The 21,025-nt window shown below is 37.7% G+C and carries 21 protein-coding genes; 12 read left to right on the top strand and 9 right to left on the bottom strand.

Features of this window, described 5'->3' with window-relative positions:
- Positions 1-22 precede the first annotated feature (22 nt).
- Positions 23-535 (bottom strand): sigma-70 family RNA polymerase sigma factor, encoded by a 513-nt coding sequence (locus B4G94_RS09485; RefSeq protein ID WP_286858536.1) that lies wholly within the window; start codon positions 533-535, stop codon positions 23-25.
- 288 nt (positions 536-823) lie between these two features.
- Between B4G94_RS09485 and B4G94_RS09480 the strand changes: the two genes are divergently transcribed.
- Positions 824-1,081: a hypothetical protein gene (locus B4G94_RS09480; protein WP_108633317.1), complete on the top strand. Its 258-nt coding sequence runs from the start codon at positions 824-826 to the stop codon at positions 1,079-1,081.
- Positions 1,057-1,482 carry a DUF3995 domain-containing protein gene (locus B4G94_RS09475; RefSeq protein WP_286858533.1) on the top strand — a complete coding sequence of 142 codons (426 nt, stop codon included), beginning with the start codon at positions 1,057-1,059 and terminating at the stop codon, positions 1,480-1,482. Before B4G94_RS09480 ends, B4G94_RS09475 begins: the two co-directional genes overlap by 25 nt.
- 89 nt (positions 1,483-1,571) lie before the next feature.
- Here B4G94_RS09475 and B4G94_RS09470 read toward each other — a convergent pair whose 3' ends face one another.
- The gene (locus tag B4G94_RS09470; RefSeq protein ID WP_165307970.1) at positions 1,572-1,778 is read right to left on the bottom strand and encodes a hypothetical protein; all 207 of its coding nucleotides are present in this window, start codon (positions 1,776-1,778) and stop codon (positions 1,572-1,574) included.
- A 155-nt stretch (positions 1,779-1,933) separates the two neighbouring features.
- Positions 1,934-2,269 (bottom strand): hypothetical protein, encoded by a 336-nt coding sequence (locus B4G94_RS09465; protein WP_286858532.1) that lies wholly within the window; start codon positions 2,267-2,269, stop codon positions 1,934-1,936.
- 770 nt (positions 2,270-3,039) lie between these two features.
- On the opposite strand from B4G94_RS09465, the gene B4G94_RS09460 reads away from it, so the two are divergent.
- From B4G94_RS09460 to B4G94_RS09445, 4 genes are all read left to right on the top strand, one after another.
- Entirely contained in the window at positions 3,040-3,636 is a 597-nt protein-coding gene (locus B4G94_RS09460) for an NAD(P)H-dependent oxidoreductase (protein WP_286858531.1), read from the top strand.
- 204 nt (positions 3,637-3,840) lie between these two features.
- A complete protein-coding gene (locus B4G94_RS09455) occupies positions 3,841-4,785 on the top strand; it encodes an aldo/keto reductase (protein ID WP_286858529.1) in 945 nt (314 codons plus the stop codon).
- A gap of 152 nt (positions 4,786-4,937) precedes the next feature.
- The gene (locus tag B4G94_RS09450; RefSeq protein WP_108633322.1) at positions 4,938-6,059 is read left to right on the top strand and encodes a vWA domain-containing protein; all 1,122 of its coding nucleotides are present in this window, start codon (positions 4,938-4,940) and stop codon (positions 6,057-6,059) included.
- Between the two features lie 65 nt (positions 6,060-6,124).
- Positions 6,125-7,591 (top strand): magnesium chelatase, encoded by a 1,467-nt coding sequence (locus B4G94_RS09445; protein ID WP_286858527.1) that lies wholly within the window; start codon positions 6,125-6,127, stop codon positions 7,589-7,591.
- A gap of 687 nt (positions 7,592-8,278) precedes the next feature.
- Here B4G94_RS09445 and B4G94_RS09440 read toward each other — a convergent pair.
- Both B4G94_RS09440 and B4G94_RS09435 read right to left on the bottom strand, forming a co-directional pair.
- Positions 8,279-8,914, bottom strand: a complete 636-nt coding sequence (locus B4G94_RS09440; RefSeq protein ID WP_108633324.1) for a carbonic anhydrase — start codon at positions 8,912-8,914, stop codon at positions 8,279-8,281.
- Between the two features lie 588 nt (positions 8,915-9,502).
- Positions 9,503-10,105, bottom strand: coding sequence for an FMN-dependent NADH-azoreductase (locus B4G94_RS09435; RefSeq protein WP_108633326.1), 603 nt, complete (start codon positions 10,103-10,105; stop codon positions 9,503-9,505).
- Positions 10,106-10,214: 109 nt separating this feature from the next.
- Here B4G94_RS09435 and B4G94_RS09430 point away from each other — a divergent pair, with 109 nt between their 5' ends.
- The 5 genes from B4G94_RS09430 to B4G94_RS09410 all read left to right on the top strand — a co-directional run bounded on the left by B4G94_RS09430 (position 10,215) and on the right by B4G94_RS09410 (position 14,750).
- A complete protein-coding gene (locus B4G94_RS09430) occupies positions 10,215-10,601 on the top strand; it encodes a winged helix-turn-helix transcriptional regulator (RefSeq protein WP_286858525.1) in 387 nt (128 codons plus the stop codon).
- Between the two features lie 542 nt (positions 10,602-11,143).
- Positions 11,144-12,280, top strand: a complete 1,137-nt coding sequence (locus B4G94_RS09425) for a hypothetical protein (RefSeq protein WP_286858524.1) — start codon at positions 11,144-11,146, stop codon at positions 12,278-12,280.
- 125 nt (positions 12,281-12,405) lie between these two features.
- A complete protein-coding gene (locus tag B4G94_RS09420; RefSeq protein ID WP_286858523.1) occupies positions 12,406-13,236 on the top strand; it encodes a YARHG domain-containing protein in 831 nt (276 codons plus the stop codon).
- 56 nt (positions 13,237-13,292) lie between these two features.
- Positions 13,293-13,952, top strand: a complete 660-nt coding sequence (locus B4G94_RS09415; RefSeq protein WP_286858522.1) for a SanA/YdcF family protein — start codon at positions 13,293-13,295, stop codon at positions 13,950-13,952.
- Positions 13,953-13,955: 3 nt separating this feature from the next.
- Positions 13,956-14,750: a hypothetical protein gene (locus B4G94_RS09410; RefSeq protein ID WP_286858521.1), complete on the top strand. Its 795-nt coding sequence runs from the start codon at positions 13,956-13,958 to the stop codon at positions 14,748-14,750.
- Between the two features lie 503 nt (positions 14,751-15,253).
- Here B4G94_RS09410 and B4G94_RS09405 read toward each other — a convergent pair.
- The 3 genes from B4G94_RS09405 to B4G94_RS09395 form a co-directional block, all read right to left on the bottom strand.
- The gene (locus tag B4G94_RS09405; protein WP_286858519.1) at positions 15,254-16,795 is read right to left on the bottom strand and encodes a protein adenylyltransferase SelO; all 1,542 of its coding nucleotides are present in this window, start codon (positions 16,793-16,795) and stop codon (positions 15,254-15,256) included.
- Positions 16,796-16,807: 12 nt separating this feature from the next.
- Positions 16,808-16,963 (bottom strand): hypothetical protein, encoded by a 156-nt coding sequence (locus tag B4G94_RS09400; protein WP_165307951.1) that lies wholly within the window; start codon positions 16,961-16,963, stop codon positions 16,808-16,810.
- Positions 16,964-17,745: 782 nt separating this feature from the next.
- Positions 17,746-18,600, bottom strand: coding sequence for a class I SAM-dependent methyltransferase (locus B4G94_RS09395; RefSeq protein ID WP_286858517.1), 855 nt, complete (start codon positions 18,598-18,600; stop codon positions 17,746-17,748).
- A 566-nt stretch (positions 18,601-19,166) separates the two neighbouring features.
- On the opposite strand from B4G94_RS09395, the gene B4G94_RS09390 reads away from it, so the two are divergent.
- Positions 19,167-20,030, top strand: a complete 864-nt coding sequence (locus tag B4G94_RS09390; protein WP_286858516.1) for a hypothetical protein — start codon at positions 19,167-19,169, stop codon at positions 20,028-20,030.
- 308 nt (positions 20,031-20,338) lie between these two features.
- Here B4G94_RS09390 and B4G94_RS09385 read toward each other — a convergent pair.
- On the bottom strand, positions 20,339-21,025 hold a 687-nt coding region (locus tag B4G94_RS09385), incomplete at its 5' end, for a hypothetical protein (protein WP_286858515.1).

The raw sequence follows: 21,025 nt of genomic DNA, 5'->3' as shown, positions 1-21,025 counted from the left end.
AAAATAGAAGGGCAAATGATCCTTAAAATAAAAGGAAGTTCAATACTAAATTCAGGAATTTGGTTTTCAAAAGGTTTATTGCACGCATACGCTGCGTTTTTACGGTGTTGACGGAAACATCTAATTCCTGTGCGACCTCATCATATTTCATACCATCCAAATAAATTAAACGGCAGATCCGCTGACAGCCCTCAGGCAATTGGTCGAGTTCACGGTGTAATGCACCAATCAGTTCGGCATTGATAAGATCGTCTAAGATATTCCGATCGTCAGACTCCGGTATGGTAATAGCATCCCGTATCTTATCAAATGCCCTATCTCGCCGTTTGGCATTCATTGCCATATTTTTTACTGAGGTGTAGAGAAAGCTTTTGATAACACGTTCTCCCTTCTCCAACAGCTCTGGTTTATCCATCAAGACAATAAAAGCATCCTGTACAATATCCTTAGCTATTTCCTCCGAGTTGACCCATGGAAAGGCAAATGTACAGAGCTGTAGAAAATATGTTTTGAAATAATATTCGATGGATAACATTACCTAGCTATTTTTTTAAAATATAGCTATTATACAAAAATATTGGAAACAATGCGTGTATTTTATATAAAGTAGTCTTAGAGGCATTTTTGTCAATAAGTGACTGAAATACCTGTTGTTAAAGTTCGGTTTCTAATTGTTTTTCTGTGCGGCTAGATGTTGTTTTTGTCGTGTTAACTTTCCAACTGTAACAAATAAATGTTGCAAAGCGGCTCCCGTACCAAATTTTTATGCTTTCCAAAGCTGCTGAAAATCTAAAATTTCGGATACAGGGAAATATTTATTCGAGTGGACATCGCATCAACTGGATTGGAAAAATCCGATTTGAAAACGGAGAACAGTTTGGGCAATGCCATTACACTGCGTTATTTTGTTGAACTTCAGAGAAAGCCTGGTAAAGAAAATGCAAATTTAGCGGGCTATAACTATACGAAAGATGAAATCTACAAGATACCGCATAATGTCAAAATAATAAAAATTGAATCGTACGAAGATCGTAAAGAATATTTTATATTTACTCAATGGAACATTTATTATCAATTGTGATTGCCACTATTTTTATTTTGTTAGCGTTGCTTCATCTCTTTTGGGTATTTGGGGGAAAGTGGGGGATAAGTGCTACTATACCCACAGACCTCAATGGAAGAAGGGTATTTAATCCAGGCCGGCCCGGTACGTTACTGGTTGCGATTGGATTAATATTTTTTGCTTTGACAAACCTCTGTGCAATTGGCGTTCTGAAAGGACCTTTTGATAACAACTACGCGGGTTATGGCATGTATATGATCAGTGGTATTTTCTTTGTTCGATTTATCGGGGATCTGAAATATGTCGGCGTATTCAAGAAGTATAGGAATACTGTATTTGCCTCACGGGACACCTATATTTATACTCCATTATCGCTGTTTTTGTCAATTTCCAACGGCATTCTAGCCGTTATGTTTTAAACTGATAGATTGGGAAATATACTGTTATATCAAGCACAAAGAGCAGCTACTTCATAATGGCTACTCTTTGTGCTTTACTTTACTGCAAACTAATTAGAAAAGACCCCAAAGTCAGCAAGATGTGAATAAAAGAAATCACCCCAGGAATTCACCGATTCTACTTTAAGATAACGGGTACTGATCGTTGCATCCAGGTTAACATTGATCCAGGAACCGGAGACTTTGCTCAATTGGGCGGATTTAATCAAGGTCCAGCTTGTGCCATTTGTGCTGGTATAAATATTAATATCTTTCATTGCCCATTTAAATTGTCCCAGTTTCGAAATGCGAGTCCTTTTACCATACGTAAAGCAACTATATTCACAGAAAAGAAGTAAGGCTGCGGCGTTTGGGCCGAAGACCACGGCGTATGCCAAATTGTGCCCGGAAATAATTTTTATTGACCAAGCTTTTATTTATAGGCGTAATAACAGCTTTGACTGTAAAGGCGTTGTAAATTTGCTGAAGAAAGCCAGCTATATTTTTTGTATATAAACTGTTTAAATTGGTAGAAATCTACAAATTCAATTCCTGTATCGGAGCGAATGGGATTCTCGACTATAAAACGGTGTGCAATTTGATGTACTTTTTTGCAGAGAGTATTGCATTCCTCCAGTTGCTGCGGGAGCAGATCTGGAAATTTAGTAGCCAACCTTTCGTTAATTGGTTTTAACCAATTTTGTCCAAACTCCATAGATAGTTGAAGGCCATAGTTTAATATTTCAATTGATAAATTTATTTGAGTCATAAATCATAATAAGTTTTTTAGACTAGCTCTGTTTTGCTCGCTATAGATGTTTACTTGTGTCGGTATCTCATCCGTTTTTGTCCCATCCGGTTATTATATGCTATCGCTAAAATAACAATTTATCCTTAAAAACTTGGCTGTCTGCTGTACAACATTTTTTTTATAGGGTTAAGCTTGGTGGGCTGATTCATTCGTAACGGAATAACTTAGGAAGCCGATGTTAACTTTGGGTCATTAGTAAATTATTACAAAAGCGAATGTTGATTTTGCTGCGAATACCTTCGGGGTGCCGACTGAAGCAGCGAGCATTACGGCTAGGAACAAATGGTTGGTAGTGCTTTAATTTCGGAGGCTATTATTTTACCTGTAACGGATCCGAAATACTGGGTGATTGTTCTCTTCGCAATCACTCCTATATCGTCCCGGATGCAGTGTATGGTCGGTTTATGAAACAGATAAACAGATGCTTTAAGGATTTCTTGGATAATTTCCTTAACTAGTTCAGTTTATAGGCATGCACCAGATTGGTTCGGACCGTATGTATGTAAAGAAACGACTCTGTTTTACCTGAAAAATGGTTAATTTAGTTTTCGGGCCGAACATTATTATATTAAAAAGGCTATGGCAAATGGAATTGTTAATTATCCTTCAGACAATAAATTATTTGATCATGATAGCAAGCGTTCAGTTGCCGATATTGTTTTGATCAAATAAAAGTGATTCGAACTTATAATGAAATTTTGAATAACAAAAGTAATCCTCAGAATATTATGAATATTTTAATTGTTTACTGTCATCCGAGTGAGAGATCTTATACTTTTGAGATCTTCAACCATTTAAAGACCCTTCTGTCGGCACAAAATTGGAATATTGAGGTTTCCGATCTGTATGCTAATAATTTTCAGAGCAATATGACCGCAGAAGAATACTTGCGAGAAGGGTTTTCTCAAACGTTATTGCCTATCCCAAAAGATGTGCTTGAAGAACATCGAAAGATAGGAAACGCAGATTGTATTATCTTCCTTTACCCCGTTTGGTGGAGCGATTGCCCGGCTATGATGAAAGGTTGGTTTGATCGGGTATATGCAGTTGGTTATGCTTATGGTCAAAAGCCAGATTTGCCAAAAATGAAAACGATCAACTATGGATTAGTTATCTGTACAGCAGGCCATCCTAACAACTTTTTAGAGGAAATCGGGATTGCACGGAGTATGCAGCATATTATGCTTGACGACCGATTGGGGCAACGCTTTAAGCACAAGGAAATGTTCATCCTTGGAGGAACTTTGGCAATAGACGATGTGAGAGAACACCATCTGCAACAGATTGACGGATTCATAAAAAAAATAGTCTGCTATTGTAGCTAAGGCTTTTATTATTTTGGAACATTATCGCAACAACAACTAATAGGCATGGATTTGATACCTTTATGTCTATCTTGTGCAATATATGGTGATCGTTCCAGCTTCATATCCTATTTTTATTTTAATTGCTGTAACTTTAGATTAGGTACTGGTTATTGATGACTGAGAAGCACCTTTTTACAAGCGAACAACAAAAGATTAATGTTGATGAAAAAGATAAAAATACAACACACAGATTTAGAGATTGCTCCGATCAACTTTGGTGGTAATGTCTTCGGATGGACACTTGATGAACAGAAATCATTTGAGATTCTGGATAAATTTGTAGGAGCCGGATTTAATTTTATAGATACTGCGGATACCTATTCCTGGTGGGTAAACGGGAAAGGCGGCCAATCTGAAGAAATTATTGGTAAATGGTTAAAAAATCGCGGTAATCGCAACGACATTGTACTGGCGACTAAGGTTGGGTCTGAGACGAAGGAACATGGTTTTGATATTTCCAGGAAACATATTTTGAAATCAGCTGACGAGTCCTTGCAGCGTTTGGGGGTAGATCACATAGATTTATACTATACCCATTTTGATGACAACGTTACACCTGTTGAGGAGACCTTATCAGCCTACAATGAACTAATAAAGGCCGGTAAAGTTCGGTTTATCGCTGCCTCAAATATCTCTCCTGAACGGCTTATTGAAAGTTTTGATAGTGCGGAAAAAAATGGTCTACCTCGATATGTCGCATTGCAACCTCATTATAATTTGGTTGAGCGCAGCCGTTTTGAAAATGACTACGCCCCGATAGCCGAAACCTATGGTTTGAGTGTATTCCCATACTGGTCTCTTGCGGCGGGTTTCTTGACTGGAAAATATCGTACCGAGGCAGATTTTGACAATACCGCCAGAGGTGGCGGCATAAAGAAATATTTTGATGACAAAGGTAAACGTGTATTGAAAGCTTTGGATATGGTGGCTGAAAAGTACGATACTAAACAGGCTACAGTAGCGCTAGCATGGCTTCTGGCAAAGCCATTGGTCACTGCTCCGATTGTGAGCGCAACCAGTGCGTCGCAACTGGAGACCTTATTTGCTGCTCCGAAACTGCCATTGGATGCTGAAGATATTGGCCTTTTAAACGAAGCGAGTAAATAAACGACCACTTGTTGTCAGACCGCAGACGATAACCATTCTCCAGTGTTAATGGGGAATGGCTCTTTATATGGATTATTATGTCGTAAATTTATCTTATGAAGCTATTCTGGTTTTAACAGGCGAATAGCTTCTTCATCCTAATAAATGAACGTATGAGCAGCACGAAACGAAATAGGGGATTTTTCTTCAAGCAATATGACGAGCCGTTCCAGACACCTTTTGAAAAATTATTTGATATTTTCAAAGAATTGATTACCCATACCTCGGGTGATTTTGATGAAGCCATTGATTGGCTGCGTGAACTGGATCGGGAGTTCAAACTGACCACTCCAGAATATACCATAGATGATTTCATTGCCGATCTGAAGAATAAGGGATATATCAGGGAAAAAATGGAATTTGATGGCAACGGTGGCGTAGACATTACCTCAAAGATGGAAAAGGCCTTGCGACAAAATGCATTGGACCAGATTTTTGGGAAGATGCGAAAAGGAAAGTCCGGTAATCATAAAACCAGCCAACAAGGCCAGAGTGACGAAAACATGGGCGATTTTAGAAATTATCAGTATGGAGATGGCCTCGAGAAAATTGCTTTGACTGAAAGCCTGAAAAATGCACAGATCAATCATGGTATAGGCGAGTTTGGTTTGTCAGAAAATGATCTGGTTGTAGAAGATACACAGTTTAAATCGCAGATGAGTACGGTGCTGATGATCGATATCAGCCATAGCATGATCCTATATGGCGAAGATCGGATTACCCCTGCAAAGAAAGTAGCCATGGCCCTATCGGAGCTTATCCTTACACGGTATCCCAAAGACACGCTTGATATTATTGTCTTCGGTAATGATGCCTGGCCGATAGCGATCAAAGACTTGCCCTATCTGCAAGTGGGTCCGTTTCACACCAATACTGTCGCTGGCTTACAGTTAGCAATGGATATACTCCGGCGCAAGCGGCATGCAAACAAGCAGATATTTATGATTACAGACGGCAAGCCGAGCTGTTTAAACATGCCGGATGGGACCTACTATAAGAATCCAATGGGCTTAGATCCATTTATCACCGGAAAGTGCTATAGCATGGCCGCGCAGGCCCGAAAATTGGGGATACCTATTACGACCTTTATGATCACCTCAGATCCCTATTTGCAGCAATTTATCGACGAATTTACGGCTTCAAATCAGGGCAAGGCTTATTACACTGGGCTTGGAGATCTGGGCGGAATGATTTTTGAAGACTATGAAGAAAATCGCAAAAAAAGAATACGATAAACAATTCATTTAGCGGCAATAAAATATAAATCTTGCGCAAGGTTTGCGCCTCATCATCAGAAGACATGGATTACACAAAGATTACAACATTTGGTGCACTGAAAAACTCAGGTTACAAGCCTAAGACGATAAAAGAAGAATTGCGTCAGAATCTGATTACAAAAATTAGGAAGGGCGAAACCGTGTTTACCGGAGTACATGGTTATGAGGATACCGTTATTCCCGAACTTGAGAGAGCTATTCTTTCCAAACACAATATTAATTTCCTTGGTCTTCGTGGCCAGGCAAAGACACGTCTGGCTAGGCTCATGGTTAATCTGCTGGATGAATATGTGCCTGTAGTAGCGGGTTCTGAGATTAATGACGACCCCTATAACCCCATATCCCGCTATGTCCTGGAGCTCCTGAAGGAAAAAGGTGACGACACTGCGATAATTTGGCTTCATCGAAGTGAACGTTTTGCCGAGAAACTTGCTACACCAGATGTGACCGTAGCCGATCTGATCGGTGATGTCGATCCGATCAAAGCAGCCAATTTGAGATTGAGCTATGCCGATGATCGCGTGATTCATTTTGGTATGATTCCGCGGGCAAATCGCTCGATATTTGTCATTAATGAACTGCCTGATCTTCAGGCCCGGATTCAGGTGGCACTTTTCAATATCTTGCAGGAAGGGGATATCCAGATCCGTGGATTCAAATTGCGCCTACCCTTAGATATACAGTTTGTGTTCACTGCAAATCCGGAAGATTATACCAATAGGGGGAGTATTGTGACGCCACTGAAAGACCGGATAGGATCGCAGATATTGACACATTATCCCGAATCAGTTGAGATCGCGAAGGCAATTACTGCCCAGGAATCCAACTTGGAGGCGGCACAGAAAGAGCAAATATACGTTCCTGAACTGGCCCGTGAATTAATTGAGCAGATCAGTTTTGAAGCCCGAAATAGCGAATATGTTGATGAAAAGAGTGGCGTCAGCGCACGGATGAGCATTACAGCATTTCAGAACCTATTAAGCACAGCTGAACTGCGCATGCTCAAAAACGGATCAAAAAAGACGTCAGTACGCCTGAGCGATTTTGTGGGTATTGTCCCGGCTATCACCGGAAAAGTTGAGCTCGTTTACGAAGGTGAACAGGAGGGAGCTGCTACCGTCGCGTTGCAGTTGATCGAAAATGCAGTAAAAAGCCTATTCCCGATTTTATTTCCTAAAATTGAAAAACTGGAAAGGGACAACGAGCGCTATCCTTACGACGATATTATTCGCTGGTTTTCAGAATCGGAAGGCATTGAGCTGTCCGATGAACTTACAGATGCAGATTACAAACGCCAATTGGACCAAGTGACAGCTATCCAAACATTGATTGAGCAATACCAACCGCAAACGAAATCCGAAGATCGTTATTTTTTGAGCGAGTTCATCCTTTGGGGGTTGGCGCTAAATAACAAATTAAGCAAATATAGGCTGGGCAATGGCCTTCAGTTTCAGGATAACTTTCAGGGTTACCTTCGAAACAATCTATAGCCGGAAGACGAAGTGCTAAGGATATAATTGCATCAAAAAAGCTGCAAAGAATCTCTTTACAGCTTTTTTGATATACCAAATATTTATTCATTTCAAAAGTTGATACTCATTGATGTGAAATCATCTTTCGCCCACTTTTTCCTATTGCCTTTCCTTATCGTGGAGATAACGAAGCCAGCACCTAATCCTGATTGCTCGGATGCAGGTCGAATAGTGCGAGAAAGACGCTGTTACTGGGCTGCATGTAAAAGAGAGATAGTGAGGAAAAGGAAGTCACTTCTTATTCAGGTAGCGGTCGACAGGCTTTAATCAATATACCAAGGTCAGTAAAACTACAGCCATGTGTAGCCTAAAATAGGTCTTCATCGAAGGGGCTTTCTATTGATCTGTGGATGCCAATTTAAACTGCTTAAGCTGGCTGATAAGGTAAACTAAAGGATGAGGAACGTGAGATGTACAATGTAATATAAGTTTAAGGAATAAACGGGATGCGGAGAGTATGCGAAGAAGTACGCAGGAAAAAAAGCCTGAGGTTATAAAAGAAAAATGGCCGTCCGGATACTTTCCCGGCGGCCATTTTTCTTTTATAGCATAAGGTATATTTTAGTTATATAGCATACTGTTCCTTTGAATTAATGATCAGAATTTTATATTCAAAAAGAGTTGATAGCAATTTCAGCGATAGCTTTACAGCCAACTTACGCTTCCAGTTTCAACATCGTAATTGGCACCGACAATCTTGATCTTGCCTTCTTCTTCAAGCTTCCGAAGAGTTGAACTTTGTCTGCGAATATCTTTAATGGCGTGTTTAATATTCTGCTGGTTTAATTTCTCCAGCAATACGCTATTTTTTGATGAACGTTCTTCGTCTTTATCTATCACTTCATTGATAATAGCATCAAAATGATTAACTAAATGGTTCAGGTTGTCCATGCCCAATCCTTCGATTTGTGCAGCATCCAATCCACCTTTCAGGGCGCCACATTTGGTATGGCCCAATACAACAACGAGTTTGGAACCGGCTACATTGCAACCAAACTCCATTGAGCCTAGAATGTCCTGGTTGACAAAATTTCCGGCAATTCTGATGCTGAAAATATCACCCAGACCTTGGTCAAATATAAGCTCAGCAGAAGTACGGCTATCTATACAGCTTAATACTACAGCGAACGGCCATTGCCCTTCACGGGTAGCATTTACCTGTTCGAGAAGATCCCGGTTTGCTTTTAGATTATTGACAAAGCGCTGATTTCCTTCTTTTAAGAAGTCTAATGCTTTTTCAGGAGTAATTGTTGACTGCGTTTCGTATGTATGTGCCTTCATAAAATTTAAATATTTCGAGTATTAAAGATAGGATAAATTCGCTAAATTTTAATGACGGGCAAAAATTGAATGTATTTTTATGTTATCAATTTAATGTATGCGCCAATTGTTATCGAGGAAGAGTATTACTGAAGCAGTGAAATTTAGCTTATCCTGGCCTCCGTTTTTTAGCTATTTAATGAGTCAGGTATAGTTGGCAGGTTGCCAAGTTGTACAAATAGGTATCAATAGAAAACGTAGACGCTGAAATATGTATGAACGCTTAAAGTATCTTGTTTCGCCACTTTTTATTTTTGTTCTTTTCCTGTTAATTATCAATGACTTTTTTCTGAAAGCGGCATTCCACAATACGTTTACCGGAAAACTTTCCGATTTCAGTGGACTTTTTATTTTTCCCATTTTCTGATCCGCTATCTTCCCTAAACAAAAGTTATGTTAAGACCGCTTCCTATCTCGGCATTTCTATGGAAAGAGGAAACTGTATTGAATACATTTGCGATTTTCCTGTTAAATGCTGATTTCTCTGCCAGATAAAAATCCTTGCCAAAATTTAAATGACAAGGATTAATTTCCGATCAGATCTTTATATTAATCAATGGCAATATTCTCAATTGCTCTTTCTAGTGATGTCTCCATTATCCCGGGAATTGAAAGACCCTCTGCGCGGAAAACACTGATGTCAGAAACACCGTAAAATCCAAAGATATTTTTGATGTAAGGAATATTGGAGTCATATATTTGGTATGGGCCTTCCGAATAGATATTTCCAGAGGTAAAAGCGACGTAGAGCTTCTTGTCGTTCAACAGGCCCTTTGGTCCATTTTCATCATACTTGAAGGTATATCCTGCTCTTGAAGTAAAATCGAAATAAGCTCTCAGAGTCGCTGGAACTGAGAAGTTGTACATTGGAGAATCAATGACGATAATGTCGGCTTCCTTTAATTCCGTAATTAGACCTTCCGAATATTTGCTAATTGATTGCTGTTCTTCAGAATGATTTTCAGCGGGTGTAAAAAACGTATTTATATGTACCTCCTCCAAAAGTGGAACTTTACTTTTTGTCAGATCGCGTTCCTTTACAATGGTATCGGAATACTTTTCCTGAATTTTTTGAATAACAGCATTTCCTAATTTTCTACTTGCAGATACCTCTGCTCGTGGACTTGAAATAATGTGAAGTATATTTTTCATTTTTCTTTGTTAAAATTTCTTTAGCAAAATTATGTATATTCGCTTATTAAAAGTTAGTAGTAATCAAAAGGTTAGTAGTAACCTTTAGGTTAGTATAATGTTGAATCCCATGGAAAATACAATTGATTTAGCGGAGCCTATCACGGCTGCAAAATGTTCTGAAAATCTTTCTTCTGTTGAAGATGCAATTTATGTTATTGGCGGAAAATGGAAATTAAAGATTATTATTGTTTTGCAGGAAAGCGGGAATATCAGATTTAATGAGCTTCAAAGAAATATTAGGGGCATCTCAGCGCGAGTGCTTTCAAATGAATTGAAAGATCTTGAATTAAACGGTTTTGTCAAAAGGGTCGTGCACGCCGAGCAAACGCCAGTGGTCGTAGAGTATATTTCCACAGATTACAGCAGAACCCTTAAGAACGTTATTTTAGCACTTTCGGATTGGGGGAAAATGCATAAACGAAATATTCGGACGGAAGCATTTTTAAGTCAATAGAAATTACACTTTCAGCTCATGATGAATATTTCCAAGCTGATTTAATTTTGATTCTTGTTTTTTTTACCAGCCTTCATGTGCGAGAATGGAACTTACTTTAATCAATTCGCGTAATTGTTCCTGTTTTTCGTCACCCCGTGATTCCAATATAGAAATTACTGGAATTAACGTTTTGTCAAGTTCAAAGAGACTATTTTCCACTTTAGGTGGTAAGCAGGGAATATGGTGCAAAAGGAATGATGCAAGAAATAGCGGAGTGCTCAGGGATCACAGTTGAGGAAGCCATTCAGCAGGTAGTGAAAAGTTTGGGAAGTATAGATGTTCACTCCAGCCATTAACTCAGATGGAAAGTGATACGGCGAAAGCAACTATATATTTTTTAAGGTGCGATAATTCCGAAAAAACCGCAAATGCCTACGAATGATAACCCATCGCCAGCGAATTATAATTTGTTTAATTTCTTATAGATTTTACAGTTAAATTTGAGTATAGAATAAAGCTGACATCATCAACTAATACATTCCATTTTAGAATAATCGTATATGAATAGACTATTATTAGCCATTTTACCCTTAATTTTTTCTTGTAAAAGTCAAGAGAAAATAGATCTGGCAACCTTGAACTTAAACGAGCCGATTGAAAAAATCAGCAGTTTTGATGACGTATTATTGATCGGTGTAGAAACTGTAGAATATCCTTTTAGTTTGTTGTTGGAGGTTGAAAAATCGAAGAAATACAGTTTTGACGGAATTGATCTGGAAGGCCAGCGGATTATTTTTCAAATTGAATCGGAGAAACTGAAAACAGATAGCATTACACGATTAGGCGGTGGACATATCGATCTCAAACAGGCTAAAAATATCAATGAGTTAAATGAGGCTTTAAAAAATTATGATGCTGAAAGTAAGATCTACGGCGTAAGAATTGAGTTGAAAACGCCAGAACTGCAGGCCAATATTTTAAAGAAACTAGAGGCTAAATACGGTAAGGGCACTAAAAATCCGAATACTGACAACGGTTTGTACTGGAATATAAAGGCTCAAAATAAATTTGTTTTTTATGCTCCAGATTACAGAAGATTAATCATTTTGAACAATACGGATCTGTCCAAATCGTGCTATTGGGATATTATGAATGGTTTAATTGATTTTGGCGGATGCGATAATGAAAAGTACATGGCAGATTTGGTGAAAAATGCAACCAGGCCAGAAGATGTTAAAGAGAAACCTACTATAAAAATTGATAAAAACTGGAACATTAATGGTTTGATTGTTGGTAAAACAACAGAAGAAGACTTTCTAAAATCAGCTACAAACAAGCGTTTTGAACGAATAGCAGAAATTGATGGGACCACGGCAAAAACAAATGAAATCTATTATCAGAATAACTATCATGATTTCTACTTTTACTTTGCTGTAAGCAACAGCAATCCCGATAATCAAAAGGAAAATTTCATTAACGGCTTCGCCATCAACGACTTTAGAAAGGTGGAGATCTCCTTTGAAAATGGTTTAAAACCGGGTTTAAAATTTGATGAAGTGCTCAAGTTGCTGGAAAAGCTCAAAATAGACTATCACCCAGTTGATTTTGCCAATTATATCGAAATTAAAACTTCACCTTATAAAGTGACCTTGAATTTTAATGATAATATGTTGCTTTCTGGAATGTTTGTTAAATAGCTTTTGATGAAAAAAGATCAGTTCTTTGGAAATGGGAGCGAGGTTTCCGTAAACATCACACCTGGGTTTACCCGATACCATATTTGTTATGATCATGTACGGTATTTTCCATAAAGTCTTTAACTATGAAAAAACTCCTTTTCATCATGCTGCCACTTGTTTCTACCACTTTCGCTCAATCGAAAAAAGTGAATAATTGTCCGTGTACAATCCAATCGGATATTAATGTATGGACACCTGAACTTGAAAAAGGCTACGATACAGAAACCGATGTCAACAACTTTGCTTACAGTGTAAACGGTGTGTATCTTGCCGAAGACCGCGATTCGCTTTATCAGATCAAAATCATAGTCGACCCAAGGTCTTATTGTACTTTTGTTTACTATCAGCACCTGAGCTTTAGCAAACAAGGACTGATCAATAAACAGGTCACCCTGTGCGAAAGTTTGCCCAACGTACATGATGGCGGTTGGATCGGTACCCATATTTTCGCACCTGTAAAGGCAGTTAACAAACAATATGTGGCTTCTGATTTTTTTGTGGATGAAAGCTATCTTAGAGTAGACAAGTCTCATTTTTATCGTCTATACAAATGTGAAAAAGAAAGTAAATTCGGTATTCACGATGTAGCTAGAGAGCGTTTCTATAGGAAGGTTTATTGGAAACCTGAAGGGAATTTTACGGATATTTCACTTCGTATTTTTACATGGGCAGACGTGAAAAAATACAGTAAACAGCAACTTGCAGAAATGCGTAACGAAGTTTACGCCCGCTACAATTACGCTTTTAAGGAAGATGGGAAGTGGTATCAGTATTTCAATAAAAAACCAAGTTACCGCTGGAACCATTTTAAAGATGTAACACCTTTTATCACTACTGTAGAAGAAGAAAACATCAAATACATTATGGGGTTTGAGGGGGCGGATTCTGCCGGGGTCTCAAAAAAACGAAAATAGTTTTGCCGGAGAGATAAAGAAAACCGATTTTTATAAATTGTTGTAAAATCAAGCGTATGAAAAAGATTAAAAAGTTCCTTTTGTCGTTTATCATTCTATGCCTAATAGCGCTATTTGTTGTTTTAGTAACCAACAGCAACGTAACGGCCGAAACAGAAAAGCTGATTTTCACCGAACTTAAAGATGTGCCAAAAACGAAGGTCGCCATCATTTTTGGTGCCGGTATAAACGGCGATCAGCCAAGCAGGTATCTAAAAGATAGGCTGGATGCCGGGATTTCGCTGTACAAAAACAACAAGGTGGATAAAATATTGCTGTCAGGAGATAACGGTAGAGATGAATACGATGAGCTTACAGTAATGAAGTTATATTGTCAGAAAAATGGCGTCGATACCACAAAAATTTACATCGACTATGCTGGGTTTGATAGCTACTCGACCATGTACCGTGCAAAACATATTTTTTATGTTGATACAGCAATTTTGGTATCTCAGAAATATCACCTGAACAGATGTATTTATCTGGGCGATAAATTGGGTATAAAATCATTCGGTTATAGTGCAGATAGGGGCGTTTATCCAGGTTATAAATACTATGCATCCCGGGAAAAACTATCGGTTAGCAAAGCCGTTTTAGATGTGATAAGAAACAGAAGACCAAAGTATTTAGGTGAGCCGGTTGATATAAACAGAAAATCAAATTATACGAAAGAATAACTGATGAGATACCTTCCTTTCTTTGTATTACTTGTGTTTTTAGGCTGTAATCCTATCCCTAAAAAAGATAAACACCCCGATGTGCCTCAACTGATCGAGTTGCTAAAAGACGAATGCAAGTTCAGAAAAGTTACCGATATGACAGGCTTAAGCAGTCTTGTTTTTTTAAATGATGACAGAATACTTTTAAAGCCCAGCAACAGTAATTCGCCCGTAAAAATTATTGATGTGGATAAAAATATTGTGTTTGAAAAGATTTACGACTGGGAACAGCCATTTTATATTGATACACAAGGGAATTTATATCTCAACGGCAAGAAGTTTTTCTATCCGGATTATAAAAAACAAGAAGATTTTAAAACGGTCGTTATCACAGATAGCCTGCGGAGAAAGTCGGAAGAATTGAAAGATCTGAACGATAGTCTGCAGATGAAAGCTTTAAATAGATACGAGCTGGAGATACTGCAGCCGTATGGGCTAAAGCCTTGTCCTTACACGATCGTGAATACAGAGCGCTGCGATGTATTTAAAGTGATCAATCAGACTTTGGTCGTTAGACAAACAGACCTTTTTAAAAGCGAACTCGATATACCAAAAACTGAAATTCCTAAATTCGATGACGATGTTTTGATTGGCTGGCATAATGGCAAACTGCCCAGTCCGGATTATTTGGCTTATTACGAACTGAAAAAACAACGCTTTAAGTGCGATGACATGACCATGCCGAAAATCATAATATTAAAAGATAAGCCGTATTTTTTTGCTCCTGGTTTGGGTTTGTACCAGATCTTATTTTAGAAGCGGCAATTTAATCGAATACAATTCAGAGCCCCGTCCTCGATGGAAGATAATGCAATTCTCTTCGACTTAAAACCATCGAATGAGCAGTAATATATTTCCGACCATAAAGGCAAAATCTGCGCTATTATTTCAGTAGATTATATTTTGATCAGCGTGCTCATTGTTGGATCTATTTGAAAATTTATAAATTCATTCATAACAACATCTAGTTCGATTCAGAATTATTATTTTATTTTTATTAAAGTATCGAGTTGAATAAACAACTATTTAAAATGAGTAACTTCTATATTTATTGATATTAGCATTGCCGAATATTTTACTGGGACATTGCAATGCTATTTGGCGGTTATAAATTTTCACTAGATACTGGAAGCCTGAAATGGCTGACGACAGCTTCCTAAAACTTATAAGTCAGGCTATGCCGAGTGTGACTGCCGCCATTTCAAATTCATACAATAGGCTGTCTCATTAAGTGTGTCAAATACAATAAATCTCTGTTGTTATGAGCTACATGATAACGTAGAACATCCTGCGGTATTGTTATAGCTGGACGGGCGCTTTTTGGAAAATTCCGGAAATAGTTCCTGGTATGGATGTTCTAATGCCTGAGTTAGTTTAACTAACATTTCTGTTTTTCCACTACTAATTTCTTCGATACACTCGTAGAGTAGATAGTTTCTCAGTATAAATTTAGGATTTGTCGTTTCCATTAATTTCAGGGACTCTTGCTTTGAAATCGAATTCGAATGCAGACGGGATCGGTATTGTTCAATGAAGTCTTCAAGTTTATTGATTTTTTCTTCATTGAAAACAGTATAAGCGACCGGGCTGAAATGTTCATTTAAATTTGTATCAGGTGTTATTTTTTCCAATTGATTGAAGAATAACGTGTGATCCAATTGCAGCTCCTGCATTAAGCTCTGCCAGTTGGTGAAAAACTCTGCGTCCTCTTTCTTGAGCCCGTCAAATCCGAATTTTTTGCAGAGCATTTTATCATGGGCTTCCCAAAAATAAATTCCAAAATCATTTAACGTGTTTTCCAAAAAATTTTCATCGTTGATTATCGGTTGAAGGGCATTCGCAAGTTTCCATAGATTCCAGTGTGCAATCTGTCCCTGTTTCCCAAATGCATATCTTCTTCCAGGGAGATCCGTTGTATTCGGCGTGAAATTTAAATTATATTCATCCATCATGGAGTAAGGACCATAATCAATCGTTAAACCTAGGATAGACATATTGTCCGTGTTCATTACACCATGAACAAAACCTACTCTGAACCATTCTACCATTAGGACTGCCGTGCGGGTACATACGTTTTCAAAAAAATCTTTATATTTCTGATGATCGGATGAAACAATTTCAGGGAAGTAGTTTTCAATTGTAAAATCAAGCAGCTCCTGCAAGAGCTTGTGTTCGCCCTGGGCAAACATCAGCTCAAAATGCCCGAAACGAAGGAAGCTTTCGGCCGTTCTTATGATTACGGCCCCTTTTTCGTACTGAGGATTGCCGTTGTACATGATATCCCGTATGACGTCTTCTCCTGTAAAGGCCAAGCTTAACGCTCTGGTGGTGGGTACCCCTAAGTGATACATGGCTTCACTTATCAGGTATTCGCGTACCGAAGACCTCAACACGGCCCTTCCGTCGGCACGCCTTGAATAAGGGGTTGCACCGGCCCCTTTCCACTGGACCTCTGTTTTCTTGCCGTTTGCATTGGTAATTTCTCCCGCGAGAATAGCCCTTCCATCTCCCAGCTGGCCCGCCCAGTTACCAAATTGATGTCCGGCGTAAGCTGTAGCGTAGGTCTGCATATTGTCGGGAAGCTGAGAACCCACAAGAAAATTAAGATCTTTTTCCTCAAATTTTCCCAGTCCAATTTCCTCAGAAAGCGTTTCGTTAAAAGCAATTAAATGAGGCTTGTAAAACTCGGCAGGTTTAACCGTGGCAAACAAAACTTTTGGCGTATTTCTCTGTAGAGGATTATTGGAAAAATCTCCAGGGAATTTTTTGAGGAAAGGCTGTCCGATGTGTTCGATATTCATACCCCAAAGATATTAATTATAAAAGATAAGACCTTGAGCTGCGTATTTGAAATTTCTAAGGAAAGAATTTTCAAACTTCTTGTAGTTATCGATTTCTCCCTTGTCCTGAGCGTATACGCTATTGATCATGACATAGAGGATGAGCAGTATAAATTTGATTGTTTTCATTATTTAATATTTTATTCGTTTACCACAACAAGGACAACGAGGGGTAAAAGCAAACTCTCCAAAAGCTTGTGTTCCTTTAAAATTATATAGATCGTGAGATACTTTGCTTTTAGGATCTGAAAGTTCGGGTGGTGCTCTTTGTATTTTAATCATGATGGGGATCATGATGGGTATATCAGGGTTTTCAATGTTAAGATCATCATATACTAGTTAAAATCTAATTTATCTTTAATACTTAACATCTCTTTAATCACGAGCGGATGTGCACCGTTAGAAAATCTAAGTTGTATTGCTTTCTCATTATACTGCACTTTTAATGTAAAGAATAATGGTGCATAGTTTCTTTTCTTGGCATTTGAAATTTTGTGATCACATGATTATTGCGAGATTGAATGATAATTTAGTCATCAAATATTTAATGGTCAGTTATATATGATAAATCATATTAGGTTAAATTTCAGCCTCATATACTGCACTAACGTTTTTTCATTCACGGCAGCATTTAGCCGAATTGAGCGCTATGATTTTTTGATAATTTATTTCCTTCCCACATACCGCATACATACACATTGTCTTCCTCGGATAGCGCCATCATCAACCAGTACCTCGTCTTTGCGATAGCAGTAATTGAAATTTTCCAATCTATTGTACTAAAAGCTGCCCACTAAATTTTGAGACGGCCCGCTTTAAAATTGCCCGTTGCTGCTTTGGTTTTCATTGATAGGGATAATCCGACCCTTAAAAAGCTGGCATCCCAGCTGAATTTGTCAAATTCAGGATTTTTATGAAAACTGAAAACTTATCATTTCCATAAAGCCGCTAGTTGGGTAGATGTAAATTTCGTTTTCTCCATATAGTTTTTTCTCCATCGACTGTGTCGAATCAGACGTTACGATTTCTCCTTTAAAAAATTGGATTAATCCGATGATATCAAATTTATGATAGACCATGATTGGCCAGCCTAAGCCCTGTTCTAGGGAACGGAGCATGAGACGGGATTTCTCCCGATTGCTTTCATGAATGGTTTCAAATGGTAAAACGTAGTCTAGTATGACCACTTTTTTTCCATCAGCGGTAGCTAATTTTTCAAGCAATGTACTGAACTTATCCCGGCTGATGTAATAGACAAAACCTTCCAATAAGAATATCGTCGGACTTAATGAATGATGCCCCAATCTTTTTAGTTCATCCAACAAGGGGTCAATATCAGTAGCATCATGAGTGATTAGCCTTACTTTATTCTGATCACCGATCAATTCTGTATAGAGAGCTCGCTTTTCATCCATAAATTCAATATCAACTTCAAAGATCGTTTCAATTTGATGGTCGTATTGTTCTAGTAGATAGAGTGAAATTGGATCGAGACCAGCTCCCAAAATACAGACTTGAAATTGTGTGAATTCATTAGCGTAATAGTCGAAAAGATTGCGGATATATCTCTTTCTCAGCACAGCGATTGATTCGGAGTGTTCGAAAATTTGTTTAAAACTCTTTAAAAGCAATTCCCCTTCTGATGTTTCAATATTTTCTAAATATGCCTGGCATGTTTTTCCATCTTGATAAATTTCGCTTGCTAAACAAAGTACTAAGCTGGCAGTTGGTGAAATTTTAAATTTACTTTTTAAGCTGTTGTCCATAATGATTTAAAAGAAAGGTTTTAGATAAGGCTATAATTGTTTTGCTGCAAATCTCTATTTGCAATAATACGAGAAAAAAGGAAATTGTAAGTAATTATTTCGTTATGTTTCTATAAATATTATCTTGTAGTTATGTTTATCCATTCTTGAAATCACGTTTCAGTTTTTCTCATCGCCTCGCTATTTTTAGAATGAGTACTTTTAGCAGCTCAATTTTTTACTGTCTGTGTTCGTAAACTAGATGTTCCGATAGAAGAAAGGATTGCTCTTCACATAAAATTTGCTCATTAAAATGCATTAGCTTTTATTTTGACTATATCATACTGCATTATCAATAAATCGGTGCTCCGTAGTTCATGTGAGGTCGATTTTGACTAATAGCTCTTTAAAAGCCTTTTTTTTTGTAGCCGATTTTATATTATTGACTTTTTCAGCTCTTAATATAAGATTCAAACCGACTTTTGGCGGATTTATTGATAGAGATCCACCTAGCGATCCAAACCTCTATTCGTATGAAACAGCAGATTATAAATACAATTTTTAATAATTAGAAAGCTTGAAAAGATATGAGAAGCTTTATCATTTTTGTATTTTACGTAATTTTTTCTCAATGCTGTTGTGCTCAATCTATGCATGATATAGGCAGCGTATATGTAAGCCAACAGAATGGTGGTTACAATACATTTCTAAAAAAAGATATACAGTTAGATAGTGTCATTATTGCATACAAGGAGCGTCTTCCTGTTTCTCTGCGCTTTTATTATCTAGATGGTATTAAACGACCTGTTGAAGATTTTTATTTTCTTGATTTCCCGGGTGACCGTTATTTATTGAATTTGGATTTTGGGAGATTTGATATTCCTGATTACCCAACAGCCACTTTAATGCTTCCATCGTCTAATAAGGAACTAGTAAAAAAAAGAAAAGCAGACACCCGTGCAATATTTTATCGTGACTCCATTAAATATGAAACAATAATAACCGAAGTTGAGAGCGATCCATCTTTTAGAGAACCTATGGCGGTTACATTTTCTGCGAATTATTTGCGAGGAGGTAAAAAACTGCAGCAGGATTTTACGAATTTTATGCAGATTCTGGAAAAAAGTGAAATACCTAAAGATGGTAGTGTATTTCTATTCCAAGGTCTTGTGAAAGAGGATGGCAGTCTAAATAATATTAAAACTATTATCGGTGATAATAGCATCTATGAGAATCTGTTGAAAAAATGGTCGGTCGGTTTAGGGAAATCTTGGAAGGCAGCCACACAAGGCGGGAGACGCGTAAAAAGTAATATGGATATTTTTGTAGAGGTAAGGGGAGGCCGCGCAGAGATTTCTACATGTGGTTATGCGAGAGGTTCTAAATCATATAAGAAAATAAATTTAAATGACTCCAGCTTTAAGCAGCAAAAAGTTGATTTTGAGAAATGAAGACAATATATTGAAAAGATCCAAATACCGGACTTATTTACTGGCGATTTATTTTTTTGTATAAAAAGGTGCTTTTATTGAGTTTTGTATGCTGGTATATGTTTATTTTAACTGCGAAACTCACAGGAGACCTGAAACTTTTGCGGTGACGGCATAGAATATATATTGCACTGAGCAAATGATGGCGAGAATGGAGCACCTTATACTGTACAGATTATAAGCGCAGTAAATCCGGATGTGATATTGACGGCGTAAACTTAGGGTTCCGGTAAAAAATAGTATTACATGACATACGAAGGAGGAAATGGTTATTCTATCGTCCACTTTACAAAAGATGACATTACTTCTTTCCAATGCGGTTTGGAGTGATTTACCGTGCCAGCGCTGTCAACTTCAAAAAAGTTATGTTCAAGATTGAGGTATCTTTTATAAGTTAAATTTTGTTTCTTATTGCCAATAAATAGGAGAGGTACTAGGTCGCAAAGATCACTTGATAGGTCATTTGTCCCGTAGGCCATATAAATTGGCTTATTAAACGAAAGCCAATCGTCAATGAGTGGTTCTGAAAAAGATTTCCATGCCAACAAAAAAGGATATTTACTGATTTTCTTTGGATCATTTGCATCTCTATAAAACTGATATTGCTTTTCTATTTGTTTGTTAGCCTCTTCCCAGGATATTTCCTTTCGTTCGGCTTGTTTTCTGTAATTACGAACGAGTTCATCAACTCTTCCATAAGGATTAGCGCTAAAAAGGCCAAGCTTTGATACATGTTTATCCTTATTAGCTATGTAAGAGGCCACTTTGCTGCCTTGCGAATGCCCTGCGACAATTAACTTTGAGTTGTCTGCCCACTTTTGTTTTCGAAGAAATTTTAATACAACCAAGGCTCTACTAACATAATTTTCAAGGTAATCTGCTTTTTGAAATGCAATACTTGGTGTTTTATGGTCTGAAGAAGCCCCAATATATGAATATTGATTATCTAATTCTGA

Source organism: Sphingobacterium sp. UBA7625, from assembly GCF_002484085.1.
Taxonomy (GTDB): Bacteria; Bacteroidota; Bacteroidia; order Sphingobacteriales; family Sphingobacteriaceae; genus Sphingobacterium; species Sphingobacterium athyrii.
This window is presented reverse-complemented; position numbering and strand designations above follow the sequence as displayed.